Source organism: Acinetobacter sp. AOR41_HL (genome assembly GCF_027854645.1).
GTDB classification, from domain to species: Bacteria; Pseudomonadota; Gammaproteobacteria; order Pseudomonadales; family Moraxellaceae; genus Acinetobacter; species Acinetobacter nosocomialis.
In genome coordinates this window covers 159,056-181,543 of record NZ_JAKTHZ010000017.1, presented here as the reverse complement: position 1 = coordinate 181,543, position 22,488 = coordinate 159,056, and the positions used below count along the sequence as shown (strand labels likewise).

Here is a 22,488-nt window from a genome sequence, read left to right as displayed (position 1 = left end):
GCTTACTTCATTTCGGCGAAGGTTTCTTTTGCAGCCTGAATCGTATATTCGATATCTTCATCTGAATGAGCAGATGAAATAAAGCCTGCTTCAAATGCCGACGGTGCCAAGTTTACACCGCGCTTTAACATGCCATGGAAGAACTTTTTGAAAGCTTCAATATCACATGCCAACATAGAGTCAAAGCTTGTAATATCTTCTTGGTCAGTAAAGTAAAGGCCAAACATTGCGCCCGCTTGCTGAGTTTTAAATGGAATACCTGCTTCATCTGCTGCTGCTTGTAAGCCTGCAAGTAACTTTTCAAGTTGAGCCGATAATTTGCTGTAAAAATCCGGTTGACGTAAATGTTTGAACATTTCAATACCTGCGCGCATAGCAAGTGGGTTACCAGATAAAGTTCCCGCTTGGTATACACCACCTAAAGGTGCGATGCATTCCATGATTTCTCGCTTACCACCAAATGCACCTACAGGTAAGCCCGCACCAATAATTTTACCCAAAGTCGTTAAGTCAGGTTTAACGTTGTAAACTGACTGAGCACCGCCTAATGCAACGCGGAAACCTGTCATTACTTCATCAATAATGAATACAGATTTATATTCATCACACACATCACGAATCGCTTGTAAGAAACCATCAATTGGTTTCACCATATTCATGTTACCTGCGACAGGTTCAATAATAACACCCGCAATTTCATGACCAAATTTTGCAAAGCATTCTTTTAATGCTGCAATATCGTTATATGGTAGTGTTAAAGTGTGTTTAGCGAAATCAGCTGGTACACCTTTCGATGTTGGTTCACCCTCACCTTTAGTTAATAAACCAGAACCTGCTTTTACTAATAAAGAGTCAGAGTGTCCGTGGTAACAACCTTCAAACTTCACGATCTTGTCACGGCCAGTATAACCACGTGCTAAACGAATAGCAGTCATAGTTGCTTCTGTACCAGAGTTGGTCATACGTACCAATTCAATAGATGGCATGATTTCACAAATAATATCTGCCAGCGTTGTTTCATGTACGGTTGGTGCACCAAAACTTAAACCATCTTCTGCTGCTGTTTGTACAGCTTTAATAATATCTGGATGAGCATGGCCCAAAATCATTGGTCCCCAAGAGCCAACATAATCTACATAGCGCTTGCCATCTACATCCCATAAATACGCACCTTTGGCTTTCTCGATGAAAACCGGTGTTCCTCCAACGCCATTAAAGGCACGTACCGGAGAGTTCACACCACCTGGAATGTGTTTGCTGGCTTGTTTAAATAACTGTTCTTGCTTTGGAGATAAACTCATGGAAATGCTCGTCTTAAATATCTAAAAATAATTTTGAAAGCTTAAGAAAATAATTGTGCCCACGCTTGTACACGGGCAGGAATTTCAGCAGTTGATCGACCTAATATATCACTAATGACTGCGCAGAGGTCAGCTCCAGCCTCAATCACGGGTTTTGAGTTTTCAACTGTTAAACCACCAATTGCACAAATAGGTAAATCATACTGAGCTGCTGCTTGCCTAATCACTTCTATACCTACATTACCTGCTTCCGGTTTAGTCGCAGTTGCATACACAGCGCCAAAGGCAACATAAGTTGCGCCATCAGCAATTGCTTTTTGGGCAAGTTCTAATGAGTTTAGGCAAGTACGGCCAATAATGACGCTTTCTGGTAACTGTGATTTTGCATCGGTAATTTCACCGTCACTTTGTCCTAAATGCACACCTAAACCAAACTTTGCAGCCAGTTTTAAATCATCATTAATGACAAAAGGAACCTGATATTTTTCACATAAACCTTTAATCTGTTCAACTTCAGCAGGCTGATCGGCTTTGTCTACTTTTTTACGGCGGTACTGTAAAATTGCGATTTGATGGGTTGCGAGTGCAGCGTCTAGTTTTTCTAATAATAATTCGATTGGGTCATCATTGGTAATGAGATATAAACCGCGCATACTCTACTCTCGCTTTTGAAAACTTCGCTAGTATAACGGATTTATAAGTCATCATAAGTACCGATTGATATAGGCTTACCAGTACCAATCGGTATATTTAAAAAAATAAATAAATTAACTTGGAATTTTATCATGCTTACGATCAATCAAACTTAATCGACCCGTTGCAACATCCGAAAGCATTCGCCAATCAGAAATAAAGCTATAAAGTGGCTGTTTAAAGCTGGCAGGCTTATTTTTTTCAAACACAAAATGTCCAACCCATGCATTTGCGTAACCCGCTACCAAACCATAGAGCACATATTTAGCTTGTTTCTTACGAATCGCTTTTGAAAAAAAGTATAGACCAATGCTACTTCCCACCACATGTAAGCGTCTGCTCATAATGTTACGGTGTTCGGTTAAGTAAAAACGATAAAATTCCTGATAGTTTTTAATCGGTAACTCAAACTCTGGCTGAGTTTCATGGCTAAAGTTTACTGGTGCATTCACGATCATCTTCCTGATTTTTATTTGATCAAAACATCACCTGATTGTACACCTAAATAAAAGTGTAGCGTCATATGTTTGATTGTAACTTTCTCTATCAAAAACATTATTTTTAGCGCTAAGCTATTATACTTATTCAAGATAGTTTAAATACCTGATTCAGGGAGATCCATTATGGTTGAAGTTGAGCTTAAGTTTCAGTTACCTGAATCGAAGAAAAAAACTGTTCAGCAGTATTTAAAAAAGCATAAAGCGCAGCATATTCATTTACAGGCCAAGTATTACGATACACCAAATCGCCTACTCGCAAAAAATGGCATGGCTCTACGTTTACGTAAAGAAAATGATCTGTGGGTACAAACCTTTAAAGCCGCTGGCCAAAGTCATTTACATCGTGTCGAAGAAGAAGTTTTTTTAGGAAAATGCGATCAAGAACCTGACTTAAACCTTGAGTTATATAAAGACAATAAAGCCGTCACAGATTTGATTACTCAAGCTTTAGGCTCTGAAGTCGAAAAACTAAGCTTACAGTTTGAGACTGATGTACAACGTACCTATCATGTTTTTGAAGCAGATGACACGGCAATTGAAGTCTGTCTCGATGACGGCGTCGTAAAAACAGCAACAGCACAAAGCAAAATTTGCGAAGTTGAGTTCGAACTTAAACAAGGTGCAGTTAAAACACTTATTCAATTTGCTCAGCAATGGATTAATCGTTATGAACTTTGGCTCGATGTTAGAAGTAAAGCCGAGCGAGGTAATTTACTTGCATTGGGGCAAGCTGCTTCACCGGCTGTTCACGCAAAAAATCTGAACTTAGATAAAGACGTTTCAGCAGAACAGGCGCTCAAAAAAATTGTAGAAAACTGTTTGGGACAGTTCTTGCCGAATATGGCTGCAATTGCTGATGGTGTTGCCGACGCTGAACACATTCATCAAGCACGCGTGAGCTTACGCCGTTTACGCAGCGCACTTCACCATTTTGCAACATGGTCAGACGAGTTAAACCCTGTATGGGAAGAGCAAATTGCCGAACTTTTCCGCAAGCTTGGAGACACGCGAGACGAAGATGCCATTCGTACTGAAATTTTACCGATGATTGTGCAGCATGGTTCACCTGAACTTTTGCTACCTATTTCTGAGCAGCCATTAAAAGACCTAACCACACTGTTTAAATCTGCAGAAACCGTTAAGCTCGTGCTCGCATTACTGGCATTTGCTTATTCAGAAGAAGATAACCAAAACGCTAAAGGAAAATTGAAAAAACAGATAGAAAAAAGCTTAGACAAGTTACATCACCAAGTCATAAGTCATGCCGATCATTTCACAGAACTTGAAGTCACTGAACAGCACAAAATACGTAAAAAAGCGAAGCAATTACGTTACTGTATCGAATTTATATCAAGCTTATATCCACGTAAAAATGTTCAGCAGTTTTTAAAAAAATTACAACCTGTGCAAAATACTTTAGGCCTTTATAACGACTTGTTTATTGCCGAAGATCTATTTAATAAAGCAACTGAACATGACCCGCATTTTTGGTTTGCATTAGGATGGATTAAGGCCAAACAGCCTTATTTACAAAATCAGTCTGCCGAAGCTTTGCAAAAATTTAAACAGGCAAAAATATTTTGGTAAGAATTTTAAAGTCGCGGCAAATATGTCGCGACTTTTTAGCGGTATTTACCAAATACTTTCCATACACCATTATCTGCTAATGGGTCGCTATAGCTATCACTACGCTGTTTTCTTGGCTTATCACGAGCGTCAACAAGTTTAAAGTGAGGCTCAACACCCAACACAATACCATTGGTATAAAAACGTGAACGCGTATATTCACTTTGACCATGCTGGAATACATAAGTTCTTAAATCGATAAATTCACGGTGTGCAACTAACGCTGCTGTGTCGTCACTCTGCAACCATTCTTGCATGGTAAATATCTGATCTGTTTCAAACTGCCCACATTTTTCAATAAGACTCGCCACACCACGGAAAGTTTTCGATTCTTTTGCGCGTGTTTTATTAATCCGAATACGGTCCACATGAAAAAAGAATAAAGGTAAATTTAGATGGCTTGGTAAGTGTATTGCATCTGGTAATTCATCTTCCATAAAAGGTTGAAAAAGCTCTTGTGCCCTTTCTATTAAATCTTTCCATTGTTGGTAATAGGCTAAGACTTCTTCTTGCAAACCATAATAAATTGGCAGCCCTTCGACATGCTCCAAATATTGAGGCGGAAAAACATGCTGACGTAATAAAGCAATGTCTGTTTTTAGACTTTGAACGGCAATTGCATCTTGCATATTATAACTCCCAATACTTAGGCTATTTACAGACTAAGGCAAAGGTTTTGTTTCCGCAAGGCTTTGCCTATAATAAGCAGCTCTATTTTTGCGGGAATAAGTCATGTCTCAAAAGATTAATGCAACAGATATTACTGAAGAAGAAGCGTTAAATGCTGTTTTCTTTGAGCGTGCGGATGAATTCATTAAACAAGCGAATGATTTTTGTCGCCCGCCTAAAGGCCAAAAACCTGATCCAGCTGAGCTTCGCGGTCAAGTGAGTGCTGCGATGTTATTTGCAACTGCCCGTTTTAATACATGGGTCGCTGCCAATAATTTTAAAGATGGCAATGAAATGCGTGATGCAAAAGAGCAAGTGATGTCTTATCTGCTTCAACAATTTCAAATGATGCTTGAAGATAACTTTGATGAGTACTGTGAACAGTTCGAAAACTATTTACGTTTCCGTAAGAATGAAGATTTTCATACTCACAAGCATGACCATGATCATTAATAAATTTTAAATACCCAAATAAAAAGCCACTTCATGTGGCTTTTTATTTGGCAAGTCATTTATTGCTTTTGCGGTTGACCATATTGGTCAGCCATCACTTCAACGAGATTGGAAAGTTTAATATATTTTTTAATGACTGCATTTACATCAGCAACAGTTAGCTTTGTTAAATCTTGATCATGCTTAACACGATCCAGTAATGTTTTACCTGACTCAAGCTCAATATTTAACATACCGTGAATATTACGTTCATCCTCTAATGCAGTAACACGTTTTTTCATGAGATCTGCTTTAGCTGCTGCAAGCTCTTGCTCGGTAATACCATTGGTTAATAAGTCATTTAATACCTTATGAACTGAAGCAGAAACTTGTGCCGAACGCCCAGCCGTATAGTTTGCACTAATACTTAATGCACCCACATTGGTGTCCTGATCAAGTTGCAGTCCTGTTCCAAAACCATAAACTAATGCATTTTTTTCACGAAGCTCTTGAGCCAAACGCGAAGAAATTTGAGAATCACCTAAAATATAATTCATTAAAATTAAGGCAGATGCATCCGGATGATTTTTTCCAACCGGTATCGCAAGTACGCTTTGATAACTACCAAACTCACGTTGTTCAGATAAAGCATGTACTTGCTGAGCAGGAAAATCGACGTGTTGAATTAAGATTTTTTCATATGGTTGTTTACTGTTCCAACTACCAAACTCCTGATTTAATAGTTTTTTCATTTTTTTAGCATCAAATGCGCCGGTAATTGCAATTTGGGCATGGTTCATTGCAAAGAAATGCTGATATAACTCTTTGACTTGTTCTTGGGTCACATCCTTTAATTGTTTTTTAGCTAACTCAGGTTCAAAGTGGTAGCGTAAATCACCTGGCTGATATTCTTCAACTAAACGTGACAACGTTAAACCTGCAACTACATCAGGTTCTGTATAAGGACGATCAAGACTAGATAAGCTTTGAGATTTAATTAAATCAAATTGAGATTGTTCAAATTTAGGGTTTTTCATAACCTCTAGAACAAACTTGAAGAATTCATCAAACTTTTCAGTTTTAGATTGAATATTAATGGTCATGCCATTGCCGTCAGCACTCGCATAAGCCGCGCCACCAGCATCAATCGATTTATCGGCAATATCTTGCAAGCTATATTTATCAGAACCGCGAAGTAATAAATACGAAGTTAAATCAACTACCGTGCCTTTATTAAATAAAGATTTTTCTGTACCGAAATCCATAGTAATGGTGGCATAGGTACGATCATCACGGGTTTCCACAGGGAACAAAGCATACTTCATTCCATTTTTAAGTTTTCCACGAATAATCTTTTTCTCATTACTCTCAGCATATTGCTTAGAAGTTTTTAAAAACTCGTTAACTTCTTCTTGATAAACTTTCGGGTCTTTTAAAGGTTCTGGTTTAACATCTGTCTGATCTAAAGTTTTAGGTTTATCTTTTGGGTCGAGTTGTAATGCTTTCTTTTGATCTTCAGGTGTTGGCAAAATATCGCCATCAATACGATGCCCAGCAATAAGGAACTGTTTTAAGGTTTGATTGACTTCATTGAGCTTCACTTTCTCAACTGCATCTAAATCTTTGAAATATTGATCCCACTGCCCACCAGCTACGCTGTAATCACTTAAACGAGAACCCAAAGCAACGGCGTCTTTATTGACTAACTCGCTTTGTGTTTTCATTAAACTTTTTACACGTTTTAGCTCAGTCTCTGTAAAAGGTTTACCTTTTTCAATTCCAGAGAGCAAAGCGCTTTCTACTTTGTTGGGGTCGTTTTTAGGTGAGTAGACCGCCCCTAAAAATACAACATTAAAATCTTGGTCTAACCAAGTTGATGCCTGAACGTCTGTGCTAATGCCTGTTTCAACCATATTCTGGTACAAATGACCGCTTGGCTGCATGGTATATAACATAGGCGCTAAAGCCAGTGTCGGCTGAATTTTGACGTTTTTTCCATTCATATAAATATGAAATTTGGCTAAATCACTGCCCTTTTTCACCACAAATTCACGATTCTTTATTTTTGTAGAATCTAACACAGGCACCTGAACACGCTTAGGCACAGCTCGCGCAGGAATTGGACTAAAATATTGATCTATCGTTTTTAAAACATCAGTTTTATCAAACTTGCCTGAAATCACCATGACCGCATTATTAGGTGCGTACCAACTACGGTAGAACTGGTTCAATTCCGGCATTTTAATTGACTTAAGCTCTGGCAAATCACCAATCGGTAATCGTCCTAAATACTGGTTTCCATAAGCCGATTTCCACATTTGATCCATTAAAACAGCAAAAGGCTGATCCATACGGACTTCACGTTCACGCTTTACGATTTCAATTTCAGAAGGAACAAATTTTTCTTGTAAAACCAATTTGTCCATACGCTCAGATTCAAGATACAGTACTTGATCAAGTGCAGTTTTTTCTGGACGGACAATATTCGTGTATTTAGTTGAATAGTAATCCGTGCTCGCGTTCGTCATTAATGTATATTGATCTAAACGGCGTTGGAATTCTTCACCTTTTACATTTTGCGTGCCTTTAAAGGCCAAATGCTCAAGTAAATGTGCTAAGCCACCTTTACCTTGCGGATCATTTAAAGAACCTGTTAAATAAATGGTATTAATAAAGATTTTATTTTCTTTGTCATTCGGGGCAAGTACGACCCGAAAACCATTATCTAATTTATATTCCTCAATATTTTGCTTACTTTTTACTAATGTTGTTTGTGCAAAAGACGCAGCACTTAAACCAAGAATACATAGGGAGAGAGTCAGTTGTTTAAACTGCATAAACATATAAATACCAATTAATTTGAATAATAAAAAATCAATAGTTGTGGGACTATAGTAGGAAATTTAAGCTGACATTAATAGTAAAGATTTGAAAAAAAAGCCGTTTATTTAAACGGCCTTATATTTTAAGGAAAAATTTCTGCTTGCATATAAAGTTTGCCATAGCCTGAAATTTCAATACGCTCCTGGTTCAGCACATTACAATACAAAACGCCTCCACGGTTAGAAGCCTGATAAGCAGTAATATTATTTTTAGCGAGTTTCTCTGCCCATAGCGGTGCTATTGCGGTATGAATTGAACCTGTAACAGGATCTTCTTCTATACCTGCGACAGGAGCAAAATAACGCGATACGCAATCATAGTGTTGATCTGCTCTTGACGTTATTGCTACATCAAGACCACTGGCGGTAATCGCAGTCCGCTTACCTAAGGCTTTAAGCAAGTTCATGTCAGGCTTCTCATCCAATACATCTTGAACTGATTCATATTCAACAATGTAGGCTTGAACATTTTGATAAACCGCTTTAAACGGTTTTGTTAATGCTTGACGTAAAACAGCCGGATAATCTTCAACTTGATGAGCCTTACGTATGGGAAAGTTCATTCTGATTTTGCCGTCTTCATCTTGATGAACGACAAATAGGCCTAAGTTTCGTACATGAAAATTAAGAGTCTTTTTCTCGGTAAAATCTTTAAATAATACGAACGCACTGGCAAGAGTCGCATGTCCACAAAAATCGACTTCAACTGTTGGAGTAAACCAACGGATTTCATAATTTTCAGAGTCTATAATTTTTACAAAAGCAGTTTCGGATAAGTTATTTTCAAGCGCTATCTTTTGCATTAAATCTGCATCTAGCCACTCTTTTTCAACTACTACAGCAGCAGGGTTTCCACGAAATAACTCTTTGGTAAAAGCATCGACTTGATACATTTTCATGTTAGTGCTCTCTTACTTAATAGACTCATTTTTAAAAATTATTTAAAAGAAAAACAGATACAGTTTTTTTAAAATTAACATCACAGTAGCAATTTACACATATAAAAAAACGGCTCATCCCGACTGGATGAGCCATTTTTATATTAACTTTTAATGATGTTGAGTTAATTCAATTTCATCTTCGCTATTCATAATAGCTTTGTCGGTCTGCCCCATAAATTGGCTTGTAACTACACCAGCAGTCATCGAACCATTTACGTTTAACGCAGTACGGCCCATATCAATTAAAGGTTCAATTGAAATAAGAAGTGCAACCAATGTTACAGGTAAGCCCATCGCAGGAAGCACAATCAGCGCAGCGAAAGTTGCACCACCACCAACACCTGCTACGCCAATTGAACTTAAAGTCACAATACCCACTAACGAAGCAATCCACATTGGGTCTAACGTATTAATCCCCATAGTTGGCGCAACCATTACTGCTAACATTGCAGGATACAAACCCGCACAGCCATTTTGACCAATGGTAGCACCAAAAGAAGCTGAGAAACTTGCAATAGACTCAGGCACGCCTAAACGACGAGTTTGCGCTTCAATGCTCAATGGAATACTTGCTGCACTTGAACGACTCGTAAACGCGAATGTAAGAACTGGAGCAACTTTCTTGAAGAATTTAAGTGGAGAAACACCAGTCAGAGTCAAAATAATGGCATGTACGATAAACATAATCGCCAAACCTAAGTAAGACGCGACCAAGAAACCGCCTAGATTCAAGATATCCGCAACATTTGAACTTGCCACAACTTTTGTCATGAGAGCAAAAACACCATACGGTGTAAGCGTCATTACTAAACGAACAAGCTTCATGACCCATGACTGTAAAGTCTGAATAGCCGTCAGAATACGTTGACCTTTTTCTGCATCATCTTTCATCAAGTTGAGTGCTGCTATCCCTAAAAATACAGCAAAGATAACCACGCTAATAATTGAAGTCGGATTTGCACCCGTTAACTCAGCAAAAGGGTTACTCGGAATAAAAGAAAGAATAAATTGCGGTACACTTAAGTCCGTTACTTTACCCACATAGTCAGTCTGAATTGCAGTAAGTCGAGCTGTTTCAGCCGCCCCTTGTACCAAACCTTTGGCAGTTAAACCAAACAAGTTCGTCACAAATACTCCAACTAGCGCAGCGATGAGTGTCGTAAATAACAAAGTCCCGATGGTATAGAAGCTGATTTTTCCTAAAGAAGAAGCTTGGTGCAGCTTCGCTACCGCACCTAAAATCGAAACAAAGACCAAAGGCATCACGACCATTTGTAAAAGTTTTACATAGCCGTTACCAACAATATTAAACCAGCTAATAGATTCAGCAAGAATCGGATGGCCACCGCCATAAATCAAATGTAGTCCTAAACCAAACACTACACCTAAAATTAAGCCAGCTAGAACTTTTTTAGATAAGCTCCAGTCCGTTTTACGTGTTTGGGCGAGTAAAAATATTAACCCGACAAAAACCACAATATTGATGATTAAGGGTATATTCATTCCCAAACTCCAACTTATTGCTTGTGTCATCTTTTAAGGGGGCATATTTGACCATAGCCGGCCTATATAAACTACCCTTTTCAACAATTTTCTAGCATGCAGATCATTACTGATCTGAATGAGAATATAAAATGACTTTTAAATACATATATATCACTTTTAAAACATAAGATAAGTAGGATATTTATGTATAAAAATTAAGCGCATTTCTGTATAAAGTTTTGCTCAATAAAACAAATAAATTGCTTTAAATTACTGCCCCATGTTTCAGGAGGCTGAGCAACCAAATAAGTAGTGAAATGTGCAGATTCAGTGTTAATTTCAAAACAATTTAATGAGACTTTATCGGCTACTTTGCTCAGATATGACTTGGGCAACAAAGCAAAACCGACACCTAACTCCACACAGCTTACAATGCCATCGAGACTACCCATTTCCATAATTTGTGAAGGTGGCACACTATGATCATTTAAAAACAGTTCAATTGCATGCCGATAAGAACAACCTTGTCGAAACGCAATAAAACGAGTCTTTGCGAGGGTGGTAATGTCGGGAAAGTGAGCTTGTTGTTTTGGGCAAACTAAAACCAGTTGTTCTTGCCACACTGGAAAACTATATAACTCTGGAATTACATATTTAGAAGCAACAAACGCACAATCGACTTCTCCTTGTTGCACCGCGTTTAACAAATATCGGGTTGGGTGAGTTTGAAGCTCAATTGGTAAATTCGGATATTGCTGCATACATTGATTAAGCAATTGAGGAAGTCGTATTGCTGCTGTCGTTTCCATACTGCCCAAACGAATGGTTTCATTCGGGTCAATATCACCTTCTTGAAAAATTTTTTTCGCTTTATTATGCAGTGCGATCATTTGCACAGCATAACTATGTAGCTGCTGCCCTGCGTTAGTTAATGTAACGGGGTTATGACGATTTAATAAAACCACGCCTAACTCTTCTTCAAGCTTTTTCACATGACTTGTGATGTTCGATTGAACCGTACACATTTTTTGTGCAGCTAGTGAAAAACTTCCACTCTCTGCAACCGCTAAAAAAAACTCTAAAGACTTAAGCAACATACCACTATCTCAAAACAAGATAATTAATATCATATTAAATCATTTCTAATGATAAATAAACTCGCTTTTAATAATAAAAAAATTGAGAGACTTCCCATGTCTACGTTCTATCGAATGAGCCTGCTTGTCTTTTTAGCGACTTGCCTAGGAATTGGTATTTTTAGATTTTCATATACTGCACTCATGCCGATCATGATTGTGCAATATGGATGGACTCATGATTTTGCAAGTTACTTAGGAAGTGCAAATTTATTGGGCTATCTGGTTGGCGCACTATTGGCACTGTTTAGCATTAAAGAAAAATCTATTCCCGCTTTGATCACAAGTTCAGCTGTCTTCGGCAGTTTAAGCCTGCTCTGCTGTTCGTTTATACACATGCCTATGGCTTGGTTTGTTCTCTGGCGTACTATTTCAGGTGTCGCGGGTGGCCTACTCATGATTTTAGCACCTAGCTTTGCTATGAAAAATATTGCAATTAGCCAAAGACTTAAAGTTAATTTTTTAGGGTTTAGTGGTATTGGCGCAGGCGTGTTATCTGCTACTCTCATTATTCCTGCACTCAAAAACATGTCTGTTCAATATGTATGGAGCATTTTTGCAGTACTCTCTATTATTGGCAGTTTCGTTCTTTTCCACTTATTAAAATATCAGTCTACTCAGGCCGTACAAGTCACAACGCAAGCTCCTCAAAACTTCAAACACTCACCTTTGGGGCTTGTCATTATTATTGCTTATATGTGCAGTGCTTTTGCTTATATTCCCCACTCTTTGTTCTGGATGGACTACTTATCGGGAACCCTACACTTTCCCTTGCAACAACGAAATTTATTTTGGATTCTTTATGGGACAGGAAGCTGTATTGGCGCCTTTGTGGCTTATTGTTTAAGCCGCTTTACTGGTTATTTACAAGCCATAAAATGGCTATACGGTGTCTACTGCTTGGCAGTTGCTTTACCATTCTTTTCCCATGCTACTGCTTTACTCGCCTTATCGTCCTTTCTTACAGGTCTACTTACACCAGCCACTGTATTTATTAGCTCTTATAGTCTGCTACAGATTTATGAGCAGCGTTATCAAAAAATCTGGAGCCTTGCCACCATTGGGTTTGCTAGCACTCAGCTATTAGGTGGCGTTGTTATTAGTACCTTACACCACTTGCATTGGTCTTATACCCATCTGTTTTTAATGGGAGGCATTGTTTTGTTATTTGCATTGAGCCTTTTAATTCGTACGCATTCTTCCATACCAAATTCTCTCGGAGAAACCAAACTATGAAAACCTTGTACTTTCCTCTCTTTTTAATTGTCTTTGTACTTATTATTCAGGCTTTAGACCAAAGCTATCAAAAGAAAATTGGTAGCTCTAAGCCCCAGAAACATCCGGAATTTATGCAATAAAAAAAGCCCCTATACATAAGGGGCTTTTCATTGAGTAATCGTAGTTTGTCAAAATTAATGAGTAGATCAGTAGAGCTAACTGCATAACGCCTATGTCTATACGCCTACTCAGTAAGCTCAACTGACAAAAAATGTCATATTATGTCAATGTAGAGTGTTATTTTCTGATCTATATTCGATAAAAATTTATAATTTTTAATACTTAAAATAGAGTAAGACATGAGCAATAACAATTATATTGATGAGCTTTTAAAGCTCTTGGCGATGTTTGCTTTTATCTGTGTTTCATTACTGGCATTTAAATGCCGGACCATTTTTGCACTGGATATCACAACATCCTATGAGGTCTCTGTAAAGATCATTATCTATATTGCCACAGCAGCTATTCTTGGCTTTTTAACACGCGATCATATTGAGTTTACAACACAATTTTTAATTGCTGTTCCATTCGCGTACTTTTGGCTAGAACCAATTCTTGATTATAAAGCCCTTCAAACCATCCCAGATGTTCCGTTTTATCTTTCGGGTCATGGTCAAAGTTTAGGTCTACTAATAGTCATTATATTCTGTTTTGCCTTATGGGTATTTAAAGAGACTAGTTCAAACTCGCGTGAGTCGCAAAATGTCTAAATCAGATTTTTTGAGGAGTTTTATAAAGTTAAAAATAGTCAATGTACTATACTTTTTTATAATATATATTTTATTCAAATTAATTTATACCAATTAAAAACTTTAAAAATGTACAATGTATCAAACCCAGCAAATGCGGTTGTTGTCGGCATTATTACAATAATTGCTACAGTTAGCCTTCTTATATGGAAGTTTAATTTTTATATTGGCATAGATATATATACCAGTGGTGAAGTGCTTTTCAAAACGCTGCTATATGCGGCTACGATAGGGCTATTTAGTTACTATTTCCGCTATAGCATTAAAATTAGTAATACAGTGATTTTATCATTACCTCTTTTTTTCTTTTGTATCAGGCCTGTTTTGAACTATAAAATGACGCATAGCATTGGTAATGTACCTCTGTATGCTACTCATCACGGACAAGGTTTAATATTGCTAAGTTTTACAGTATTGGCTTGTTTATTATGGGTATACACTGCCCACTCTTAGCTTTAATTTTTAATAGCATAAAAATGTATAAATACTTATATACATAAAAAAACCCTCGTTCGAGGGCCTTTTTATTTAAGTTTAATCTTCCATATGTTGAATTATGGCATCACCAAATTCAGAGCAACGCAATAAGGTTGCGCCCGGCATTAAACGCTCAAAATCGTAAGTTACCGTTTTAGCTGCAATCGCTCCTGAAATTCCTTTAATGATCAGATCAGCCGCTTCAGTCCATCCCATGTCTCGAAGCATCATTTCAGCAGATAGAATAATTGATCCGGGGTTTACTTTATCTTGCCCAGCATATTTAGGTGCTGTTCCATGTGTTGCTTCATAAACTGCAATAGCGCCACCAATATTTGCACCGGGTGCAATTCCAATCCCCCCTACTTCTGCTGCTAATGCATCGGAAATATAGTCACCATTTAAATTAAGGGTTGCAATTACAGAGTAGTCAGCAGGACGCATCAAAATTTGCTGTAAGAAAGCATCTGCAATTACATCTTTAATAATAATGTCTTTACCATTTTTAGGGTTCTTAATTTTAACCCAAGGGCCACCATCTATGAGTTCACCGCCGAAACGATCTAGTGCTAACTCGTATCCCCATTCTTTAAATGCACCTTCGGTATATTTCATAATATTGCCCTTGTGAACAAGAGTCACCGATGGTTTGTCATTATCTATGGCAAACTGGATGGCCTTACGAACTAAACGTTGCGATCCTTCTTTGGAAACGGGTTTAATACCAATACCACATCCTTCAGGAAAACGAATTTTTGTGACCCCCATTTCTTCTTGAAGGAATTTAATAACTTTTTTAGCTTCTTCCGAATCGGCTTTCCATTCAATACCTGCATAAATATCTTCCGAATTTTCACGAAAAATAACCATGTCGGTTAATTCAGGATGCTGAACAGGTGAAGGGACGCCTTGGAACCAACGCACAGGACGTACACATACGTACAAATCTAATTCTTGACGTAGTGCAACGTTGAGTGAGCGTATACCGCCACCAACTGGAGTAGTTAGGGGGCCTTTAATTGAAACGACAAATTCACGCAGGGCTTCAAAAGTTTCTTCTGGCATATAAGTGCCATAAATTTTATTGGCCTTTTCACCACAATATACTTCCATCCACTCAATGGAACGTTTGCCGCCATAGGCTTTTAAAATTGCCCCATCAACAACTTTTTTCATTGTAGGTGTAATATCTACACCAATACCATCACCCTCAATAAAAGGAATAATTGGATGATTCGGTACATTCAGTGACAGGTCTGCTTTTACTGTAATTTTATCACCGTCGGCAGGAACAACGATCTTCTGATAACCCATTGTGTAGATTCTCCCTTTTATAATATTTAACTAACCAAACAAAAATAATTATCGATAAACAATACTTTCAACTTTTATTCACGCATAATAGCTTAATCGAATTTAATCCTTTTTGAGATTTATGTGGGAAATAAGCAAATTTCACACTTAAATATTGCTCAATGTTTTTACCTCTTATTTGAAAGAAGAAGTCATTTTTTATGAAAATCGTCATTCTCAACAAACCTTATGACGTGCTCTCCCAGTTTCGTAAAGACGAAGCGCATATGACGGTGTCTGACTTTATAGATGACCCGACTTTACGCATAGCAGGCCGTCTTGATATGGACTCTGAGGGTTTAGTTTTTTTAACCGATCATGGTGGTTTGAATCAGTTCATTACTAACCCTGCGAATAAAAAATACAAAACGTATTTAGTTCAAGTTGATGGCGATGTTACCGAAGAAGCGCTTGAGCAACTTCGTAAAGGTGTAGAGCTTAATGATGGTATGACTTTACCAGCTAAAGCAATTAAGGTAAGTGAACCTGAATGGTTATGGGACCGAGACCCTCCTGTACGTTACCGTGCCAGTATTCCAACATCTTGGATTGAAATCTCTATTTGTGAAGGTCGTAACCGCCAAGTTCGTCGTATGACCTCTGCGGTAGGTTTCCCGACTTTACGTCTCATTCGTACTAAAATCGGTTCGATTGATTTAGTCCAATTAGGATTACAACCGGGCGAGACCAAAGAAATCGAACCTCTACTCTACCCAGACTTTAAAGATGTTCCGGCTGAACAACCTTATCGTTCACGCTCGTATGTGAAAAAACCTGGGGGTACAGGTGGCAAACCAATGGTTCGTAAGAATAAAGATGGTTCTGTTAAAAAGTCTGGTACAAAACGTATCTGGCAAATGGATGAAAGTGAAAAGCCACGTCGTAAAACTAACGGTACAACTCGTCCAAATACTAAAGCACCTCGTGGTCGTAGCCGTAATGGTCGATAAAAACATTTAATTTTTAAAAGCTCACATAAGTGGGCTTTTTTAATAGCTATTATTTATAAAAATAAAAAAGCCGGCGCATATGCACCGGCTTTTCAGCTATTTACTAACGAATTAGTTATTAAGCTTGAACAGTTGAAAGCGCTGCATTAAATGTAGCACTTGGACGCATTACAGCGCTTACTTTCGCAGGATCAACTGCATAGTAACCACCGATGTCAGCTGCTTTACCTTGTACTTGAGCAAGCTCAGCAACGATCTTCTGTTCGTTTTCAGCTAATGCTTTTGCAAGTGGAGCAAATTTAGCTTTCAACTCAGCATCTTCGTCTTGAGCTGCAAGTGCTTCTGCCCAGTAAAGTGATAAGTAGAAATGGCTACCACGGTTATCAAGCTCACCTGTACGGCGTGATGGAGACTTGTCATTATCGAGTAATTTACCAGTCGCTTCATCAAGTGTTTTCGCAAGTAACTTCGCACGAGCATTATTTTCTTTAATACCCATTTCTTCTAAAGAAACTGCAAGCGCAAGGAACTCACCAAGCGAATCCCAACGTAAGTGGTTTTCTTCAACAAGTTGTTGTACGTGTTTAGGTGCTGAACCACCTGCACCAGTCTCGTACATACCACCACCCGCCATAAGCGGAACGATAGACAACATTTTCGCAGAAGTACCAAGTTCCATAATTGGGAACAGGTCAGTTAAGTAGTCACGTAAAATGTTACCAGTTACAGAAATTGTATCGAGACCACGAACTACACGCTCAAGTGTGTAACGCATAGCACGTACTTGAGACATGATCTGGATATCAAGACCAGTCGTATCGTGATCTTTTAAGTACTTCTGTACTTTCTTGATCAATTCATTTTCGTGTGGACGATATGGGTCAAGCCAGAAGATCGCAGGCATGCCTGAGTTACGTGCACGAGTCACTGCAAGTTTTACCCAGTCACGAATCGGAGCATCTTTCACCTGACACATACGCCAGATATCGCCTTCTTCAACATTTTGAGTCAATAACACTTCACCAGTGTCAAGATCGGTAATGTTTGCGATACCTGCTTCAGGAATTTCAAAAGTCTTATCGTGAGAACCGTATTCTTCAGCTTTTTGAGCCATCAAACCAACGTTTGGCACTGTACCCATAGTCTTCGGATCGAAGTTACCATGCCATTTACAGAAATTGATCATTTCTTGGTAAATACGGGCAAATGTTGATTCTGGCATTACTGCTTTAGCATCGTATTGCTTACCATCAGCACCCCACATTTTACCACCAGCACGGATCATTGCAGGCATAGAAGCATCTACGATAATGTCGTTAGGCGAATGGAAGTTAGTAATACCTTTTGCTGAGTCAACCATCGCAAGTGCAGGACGGTGTTCTTGGCAAGCATGTAAGTCTTCGATGATTTCTTCACGTAATGATGTTGGAAGAGTTTCGATTTTTTCGTATAACCCAGCCATACCGTTATTTACGTTAATGCCTAATTCATCAAACAACTTACCGTGTTTTTCGAAAGCTTCTTTATAGTAAATTTTCACACAGTGACCGAAAACAATCGGGTGTGAAACTTTCATCATTGTCGCTTTAACGTGTAAAGAGAATAAAATTCCTGCTTCTTTACAATCATCAAGTTCTTTTTCATAGAAATCACAAAGTGCTTTCTTGCTCATGAACATTGAATCAATGATTTCGCCTTCTTGAAGCGCAACTTTTGGCTTAAGAACAATGCTCTTACCACTATTTGTGATAAGTTCCATTTTTACGTTGCGTGGGCGGTCAAGCGTCATTGACTTTTCACCGTGGTAGAAGTCACCTTCTTCCATGTGTGAAACGTGAGTTTGTGACCATTGTTTCCACTCGCTCATTGAATGAGGGTGTTTCTTAGCGTAATTTTTAACGGCAGCAGGAGCACGACGGTCTGAGTTACCTTCACGAAGGACAGGGTTTACTGCTGAACCTAGGCATTTGCCATAACGAGCTTTGATTGTTTTTTCTTCTTCAGTCGCTGGGTTTTCCGGATAGTCAGGAATTGGATAACCTTTAGATTGAAGTTCTTTAATACATGCTGTCAATTGCGCAACAGAGGCACTAATATTTGGGAGTTTGATAATGTTAGTATCTGGATCTTGTGTAAGACGACCTAGCTCAGCAAGGTTGTCGGATACCTTTTGCTCTTCACTTAGGTAGTCAGCGAATTCTGCGAGCACACGTGCAGCTACAGAGATGTCACTTTTAACAATCTCGATACCTGCTGGCTTAGTAAAGGTCTCAATGATCGGCAGTAGCGAATAAGTCGCCAATAATGGCGCCTCGTCAGTCAGTGTGTAAATGATAGTTGACTTTTCACCAGCCATATATAGCCCCTTCCGTTGAATTGAGTTTTGAGGACCGAGCTTTTGGCCCAGTACCTACGAACCGATATGCTTAAATAAAACCCTGAGAGTATCGGCTCTCATTGGCTTTCAGTCAACGAAATATCCAGTGATAACGACATTTCGCAGCGAAATAATACATAATTTAAATCTATTGTTAATAATCTTATACCTAACTTATGGTAATACATGCACGTTTACCAACTTTTTAGATATAGGACATTGTTAAATTACATGAGATATCTTTCAGAGTTCTGACAAATATTATACTTTTCATTCAAAATAAACTCAAAGATAACACCTATTTCAATTTTTATAATCTACTAAAAAGTAAAAAACCGATGTACGAAACATCGGTTTTTTATAAATTAATTCACTGTTATTTAGGCTTTTAACCATTTATCAGCTTTGCTTTGATCTTCAACAACAAGTTCAACTTCAGTTAAGTTGATACTGTCGCCTGTAACCTCAAATGATAACAACTCATCACGGCGGAAAGCCAAGACTGGGTAACTGCCCTTTTGTTTAGCATATTTCTCCATAAGTTTTGTGGTCGCTTTTAATCCATCAATTGCAATAATGACATCATTGGCAGAAATACCAGCTTTTGCACCAGCTCCTTCACGGTGAGCATTTTGTACTAATACGCCCTCCGGCTTATCAGTTAACTTTAAGCCATAAGCCAAGGTCTTATCATTTTTAAGCGTATAGCTTAAGCCAAACTCAGGGAATAACTGATCAAGCGGCAATTCTTCAGTGGTATTAATCAAATGATTAATCTGCTCAACCCAACTATCGCCAGTTAACTCTTCACATAAATCAAAAACAGTACGCTCATTGACCTGAATACCATTTTGCGTGTTTTCATACAAACGACGCATTAAGGCATCTAGACTGGAACCACGTAAACGTAAGCCTAAATCTAGACATAAGGCAACTAATGCGCCTTTGTTGTAATAGCTCGTACCGGCATTATTCGTATTTTCATCTGGACGATAAAACTTAATCCATGCATCAAAACTTGATTCAGCTACTGTTTGAACAAAGCGCCCCGGATTTTGTAAATAACGATCAAGCTGTGACTTCAACAAATCTAGATAAGACTTCTGAGAGATCACACCGCTACGTAATAAAATGAGATCATCATAATATGAAGTAAACCCTTCAAAGATCCACAGTAGCGAGGTATAACCTTCTTGATGAAGATTATAGTTTGCAAAGTTTTCTGGACGGATAAACTTCACTAACCAAGAATGAAAATACTCGTGGCTACATAAACCTAAGAAACGTTGATAATCTTTCGAAGGTTCAGTTGGTTCATTCGATTTTGGTAAATCATCACGTGGTGTAATCAAACTTGTGCTATTACAATGCTCTAAGCCACCATAACTATTCCCTGTAGCCATCGTCATAAAGGTATAGTTTTTAAATGGTGCTGAACCAAACATTTCAATTTCGGCTGCACAAATTTTTTCAATGTCTGTTTTTAAACGTTCTACATTGGTATTGTGCTGTCCAGAAATTGCAAACTCATGTTCAATTCCATGAGCTTCGAAGCTAAAACGTGTTTGCTCCGCAAGTTCAAATGGACTATCTATGAGTTGATCATAATGATCAGCTTTTAAGGTAAAACGTCCCTTAACTAAGCTTTTTGAAGCTAAACCAGTTGCTAATTGAAAGTGTTTCAGCTCATCAGGCAAAAAGACTTCTACTTCACAAGCAGATTGCTCTTGACCTTCCAAGCCTAGACACACACAGGCAGGGTTAATATATAGACGCGTTTGATCTACATAAGCACCACGTACCGACAAATCATAAGCATACGCATCGTATTCAACAGTAATTAACTCATGATCGGTATTAAATAACCGCCAGCGATTTTTTTCAGTTTTTTTAATATTGAGCATGCGTCCAGCTTCATCATAGGCCTTTACAGCCTCAATATGCTTAGAAAACTCACGAATTAAATAACTGCCTGGAATCCACGTTGGTAACCATAGTTCCTGATTTGGATTCGCTAAAAAACGAATTGTTACGTGAACAAGGTGTTGTTTGTAATCATCGAACTCTATTTGATAATGCAACATAAATTCTTCAATTTAAAATAAGAACGGTTTCACATTAGATTATCACTTTTTTGTATCGACTTGCGTAGATGTATTTTTTGGCAACAATTCACACTAGCCTTCTACAAAAAAAAGGCATAGCATGCTGGGCATCTGTGTTCCGTATTTGCCAGTAAACGTCAAGGTCACCTAGTGAAATTCTTCCTATCTCTTTTTACACTGTTTAGTATTTTCTGTACTACTCTTACCAATGCTGCTCTACTTAATATTGCTCCTGAAAGTGTTGAAGCCGCTGCATGGACAATTGTAGACACTCAATCTGGACAAATCATTGCTGAGCATAATAGTCATGTACAACGTGCGCCAGCATCTTTAACCAAAATGATGGTGGCCTACATTGCATTAAAAGAGATTAAGGCTGGAAAGCTAAAACTGAACGAAGTCATTACCGCAACACCAGTCGTAAGCGTGGTGCAGTGGGATGAATCACAAATGTACCTTAAAGCAGGCGAGCAAATTTCAGTTGATCAGCTTTTGGCTGGTTTAATTGTGATGTCGGCAAATGATGCAGCTGTGACTTTAGCCGAAAAAATTTCTGGTGATGTGCCTCATTTTGTACAACGTATGAACCAAGAAGCTCAAGCTTTAGGCATGAAAGACACGCATTTTAGTAATCCTGCCGGGATTACAATGCCTGATCATTACACGACAGCGCATGATTTAAGCTTATTAAGTCAGGCAGTGATTCACCAAACTCCTGAATATTTACATTATTCAAAAATGCCAAGCTTTAGCTACAATCAACGTTTTCACCATGCAACTAACCTTGCTCTGAAATATGATCCATCTGTAGATGGTTTAAAAACTGGCTATACCAAAGCAGCAGGTTATAACTTGGCTCTAACGGCTTCACGTCCTTCATTTTCGCCCAACTTACCGCAAAGACGTTTACTGGTTATTGTTTTAGGTACACCAAGTGCCGTGAAACGTGCTGAAATTGCCGATAAATTAATGAACCTTGCTTATGCTTATACACGTGATGAAGTGGTTATTCCTGAACAAAAATTGATTGCTGAACTACCTGTCATTAAATCAACTTTAAAAATGTTTAAAGTAGAAACTAAGCAGCCGACCATTGTCACAACTTCTTTATATGCTGAGCCAGCACCAATTGATTTAAATACATTTGACTACGCTACACAGCGAATTCAAGTTCTTGATAGCAATAAGCAACCGAAGACTATTGTTCCACTTGAAACAACCCAAACTCGTGTAAATATTCAGTTAAATGAGCAAAAGTTAACTGCGCCTTTAATGAAAGCCATGAACTTGGCAACTGTTTCAATTTATCAAAATAATCAGCTGATTCGCAGCTTACAAATTGAAAATGATGTGCATATTGAAGAAGCGAATATTTTCCAAAGAATCGTGATGTGGTTCTCAAATTTGTTCTCTATTTTTTCATCGAGTAACCATAGTGCCGCAAAACTTTACCCAGTAGATTCGCACTAAAAACATCAATTTGTGCACAGAGGCACAATAAATTTTATAAATAAAAGATGGCATAATTTAGCCA

19 protein-coding genes are annotated in these 22,488 nt (G+C 38.2%); 8 read left to right on the top strand and 11 right to left on the bottom strand.

The features are described from left to right. Positions 1-2: 2 nt before the first annotated feature. From hemL to MKL35_RS04940, 3 genes are all read right to left on the bottom strand, one after another. Positions 3-1,301, bottom strand: a complete 1,299-nt coding sequence (hemL, locus tag MKL35_RS04950) for a glutamate-1-semialdehyde 2,1-aminomutase (RefSeq protein WP_002052888.1) — start codon at positions 1,299-1,301, stop codon at positions 3-5. A gap of 41 nt (positions 1,302-1,342) precedes the next feature. Then, positions 1,343-1,954: a thiamine phosphate synthase gene (gene thiE, locus MKL35_RS04945; RefSeq protein ID WP_004707626.1), complete on the bottom strand. Its 612-nt coding sequence runs from the start codon at positions 1,952-1,954 to the stop codon at positions 1,343-1,345. 114 nt (positions 1,955-2,068) lie between these two features. Beyond that, a complete protein-coding gene (locus MKL35_RS04940; protein WP_017398143.1) occupies positions 2,069-2,452 on the bottom strand; it encodes a DUF962 domain-containing protein in 384 nt (127 codons plus the stop codon). Between the two features lie 165 nt (positions 2,453-2,617). On the opposite strand from MKL35_RS04940, the gene MKL35_RS04935 reads away from it, so the two are divergent. Beyond that, complete coding sequence (locus MKL35_RS04935; RefSeq protein ID WP_032010294.1) at positions 2,618-4,081, top strand: CYTH and CHAD domain-containing protein; 1,464 nt, start codon at positions 2,618-2,620, stop codon at positions 4,079-4,081. A 35-nt stretch (positions 4,082-4,116) separates the two neighbouring features. Here the strand turns inward: MKL35_RS04935 and MKL35_RS04930 are convergent, their stop codons facing one another. Next, on the bottom strand, positions 4,117-4,749 hold the full coding sequence (locus tag MKL35_RS04930; RefSeq protein WP_017394321.1) for a hypothetical protein: 633 nt from the start codon (positions 4,747-4,749) through the stop codon (positions 4,117-4,119). Between the two features lie 103 nt (positions 4,750-4,852). On the opposite strand from MKL35_RS04930, the gene MKL35_RS04925 reads away from it, so the two are divergent. Beyond that, positions 4,853-5,242, top strand: coding sequence for a DUF3144 domain-containing protein (locus MKL35_RS04925; protein WP_002052603.1), 390 nt, complete (start codon positions 4,853-4,855; stop codon positions 5,240-5,242). Positions 5,243-5,301: 59 nt separating this feature from the next. Here the strand turns inward: MKL35_RS04925 and MKL35_RS04920 are convergent, their stop codons facing one another. The 4 genes from MKL35_RS04920 to MKL35_RS04905 form a co-directional block, all read right to left on the bottom strand. Continuing rightward, entirely contained in the window at positions 5,302-8,064 is a 2,763-nt protein-coding gene (locus MKL35_RS04920) for a M16 family metallopeptidase (protein WP_032010295.1), read from the bottom strand. Positions 8,065-8,186: 122 nt separating this feature from the next. Next, on the bottom strand, positions 8,187-9,002 hold the full coding sequence (locus MKL35_RS04915) for a PhzF family phenazine biosynthesis protein (RefSeq protein WP_032010297.1): 816 nt from the start codon (positions 9,000-9,002) through the stop codon (positions 8,187-8,189). 150 nt (positions 9,003-9,152) lie between these two features. After that, a complete protein-coding gene (locus tag MKL35_RS04910; protein WP_032010298.1) occupies positions 9,153-10,547 on the bottom strand; it encodes an L-cystine transporter in 1,395 nt (464 codons plus the stop codon). A 197-nt stretch (positions 10,548-10,744) separates the two neighbouring features. Continuing rightward, positions 10,745-11,626 (bottom strand): LysR family transcriptional regulator, encoded by an 882-nt coding sequence (locus tag MKL35_RS04905; protein ID WP_032010300.1) that lies wholly within the window; start codon positions 11,624-11,626, stop codon positions 10,745-10,747. Between the two features lie 96 nt (positions 11,627-11,722). Here MKL35_RS04905 and MKL35_RS04900 point away from each other — a divergent pair, with 96 nt between their 5' ends. The 4 genes from MKL35_RS04900 to MKL35_RS04885 all read left to right on the top strand — a co-directional run bounded on the left by MKL35_RS04900 (position 11,723) and on the right by MKL35_RS04885 (position 14,145). Further along, entirely contained in the window at positions 11,723-12,901 is a 1,179-nt protein-coding gene (locus MKL35_RS04900; protein WP_270912985.1) for a YbfB/YjiJ family MFS transporter, read from the top strand. Continuing rightward, on the top strand, positions 12,898-13,023 hold the full coding sequence (locus tag MKL35_RS04895; protein WP_017394326.1) for a hypothetical protein: 126 nt from the start codon (positions 12,898-12,900) through the stop codon (positions 13,021-13,023). Before MKL35_RS04900 ends, MKL35_RS04895 begins: the two co-directional genes overlap by 4 nt. 219 nt (positions 13,024-13,242) lie before the next feature. Further along, positions 13,243-13,653 carry a hypothetical protein gene (locus MKL35_RS04890; protein WP_002052664.1) on the top strand — a complete coding sequence of 137 codons (411 nt, stop codon included), beginning with the start codon at positions 13,243-13,245 and terminating at the stop codon, positions 13,651-13,653. After that, positions 13,654-14,145: a hypothetical protein gene (locus MKL35_RS04885; RefSeq protein ID WP_079377796.1), complete on the top strand. Its 492-nt coding sequence runs from the start codon at positions 13,654-13,656 to the stop codon at positions 14,143-14,145. A gap of 81 nt (positions 14,146-14,226) precedes the next feature. Here MKL35_RS04885 and icd read toward each other — a convergent pair whose 3' ends face one another. Next, positions 14,227-15,483, bottom strand: coding sequence for an NADP-dependent isocitrate dehydrogenase (gene icd / locus MKL35_RS04880; protein ID WP_017394328.1), 1,257 nt, complete (start codon positions 15,481-15,483; stop codon positions 14,227-14,229). A gap of 200 nt (positions 15,484-15,683) precedes the next feature. On the opposite strand from icd, the gene MKL35_RS04875 reads away from it, so the two are divergent. Beyond that, positions 15,684-16,472: an rRNA large subunit pseudouridine synthase E gene (locus MKL35_RS04875; protein ID WP_004707608.1), complete on the top strand. Its 789-nt coding sequence runs from the start codon at positions 15,684-15,686 to the stop codon at positions 16,470-16,472. A 118-nt stretch (positions 16,473-16,590) separates the two neighbouring features. Here MKL35_RS04875 and MKL35_RS04870 read toward each other — a convergent pair whose 3' ends face one another. Together MKL35_RS04870 and MKL35_RS04865 are read right to left on the bottom strand one after the other, a co-directional pair. Next, positions 16,591-18,828 (bottom strand): NADP-dependent isocitrate dehydrogenase, encoded by a 2,238-nt coding sequence (locus MKL35_RS04870; RefSeq protein ID WP_002052445.1) that lies wholly within the window; start codon positions 18,826-18,828, stop codon positions 16,591-16,593. A gap of 401 nt (positions 18,829-19,229) precedes the next feature. Next, a complete protein-coding gene (locus MKL35_RS04865; protein ID WP_022575299.1) occupies positions 19,230-20,933 on the bottom strand; it encodes a M61 family metallopeptidase in 1,704 nt (567 codons plus the stop codon). A 171-nt stretch (positions 20,934-21,104) separates the two neighbouring features. Here MKL35_RS04865 and MKL35_RS04860 point away from each other — a divergent pair, with 171 nt between their 5' ends. Further along, positions 21,105-22,424: a D-alanyl-D-alanine carboxypeptidase PBP6B gene (locus MKL35_RS04860; RefSeq protein WP_002052978.1), complete on the top strand. Its 1,320-nt coding sequence runs from the start codon at positions 21,105-21,107 to the stop codon at positions 22,422-22,424. Positions 22,425-22,488: the final 64 nt, after the last annotated feature.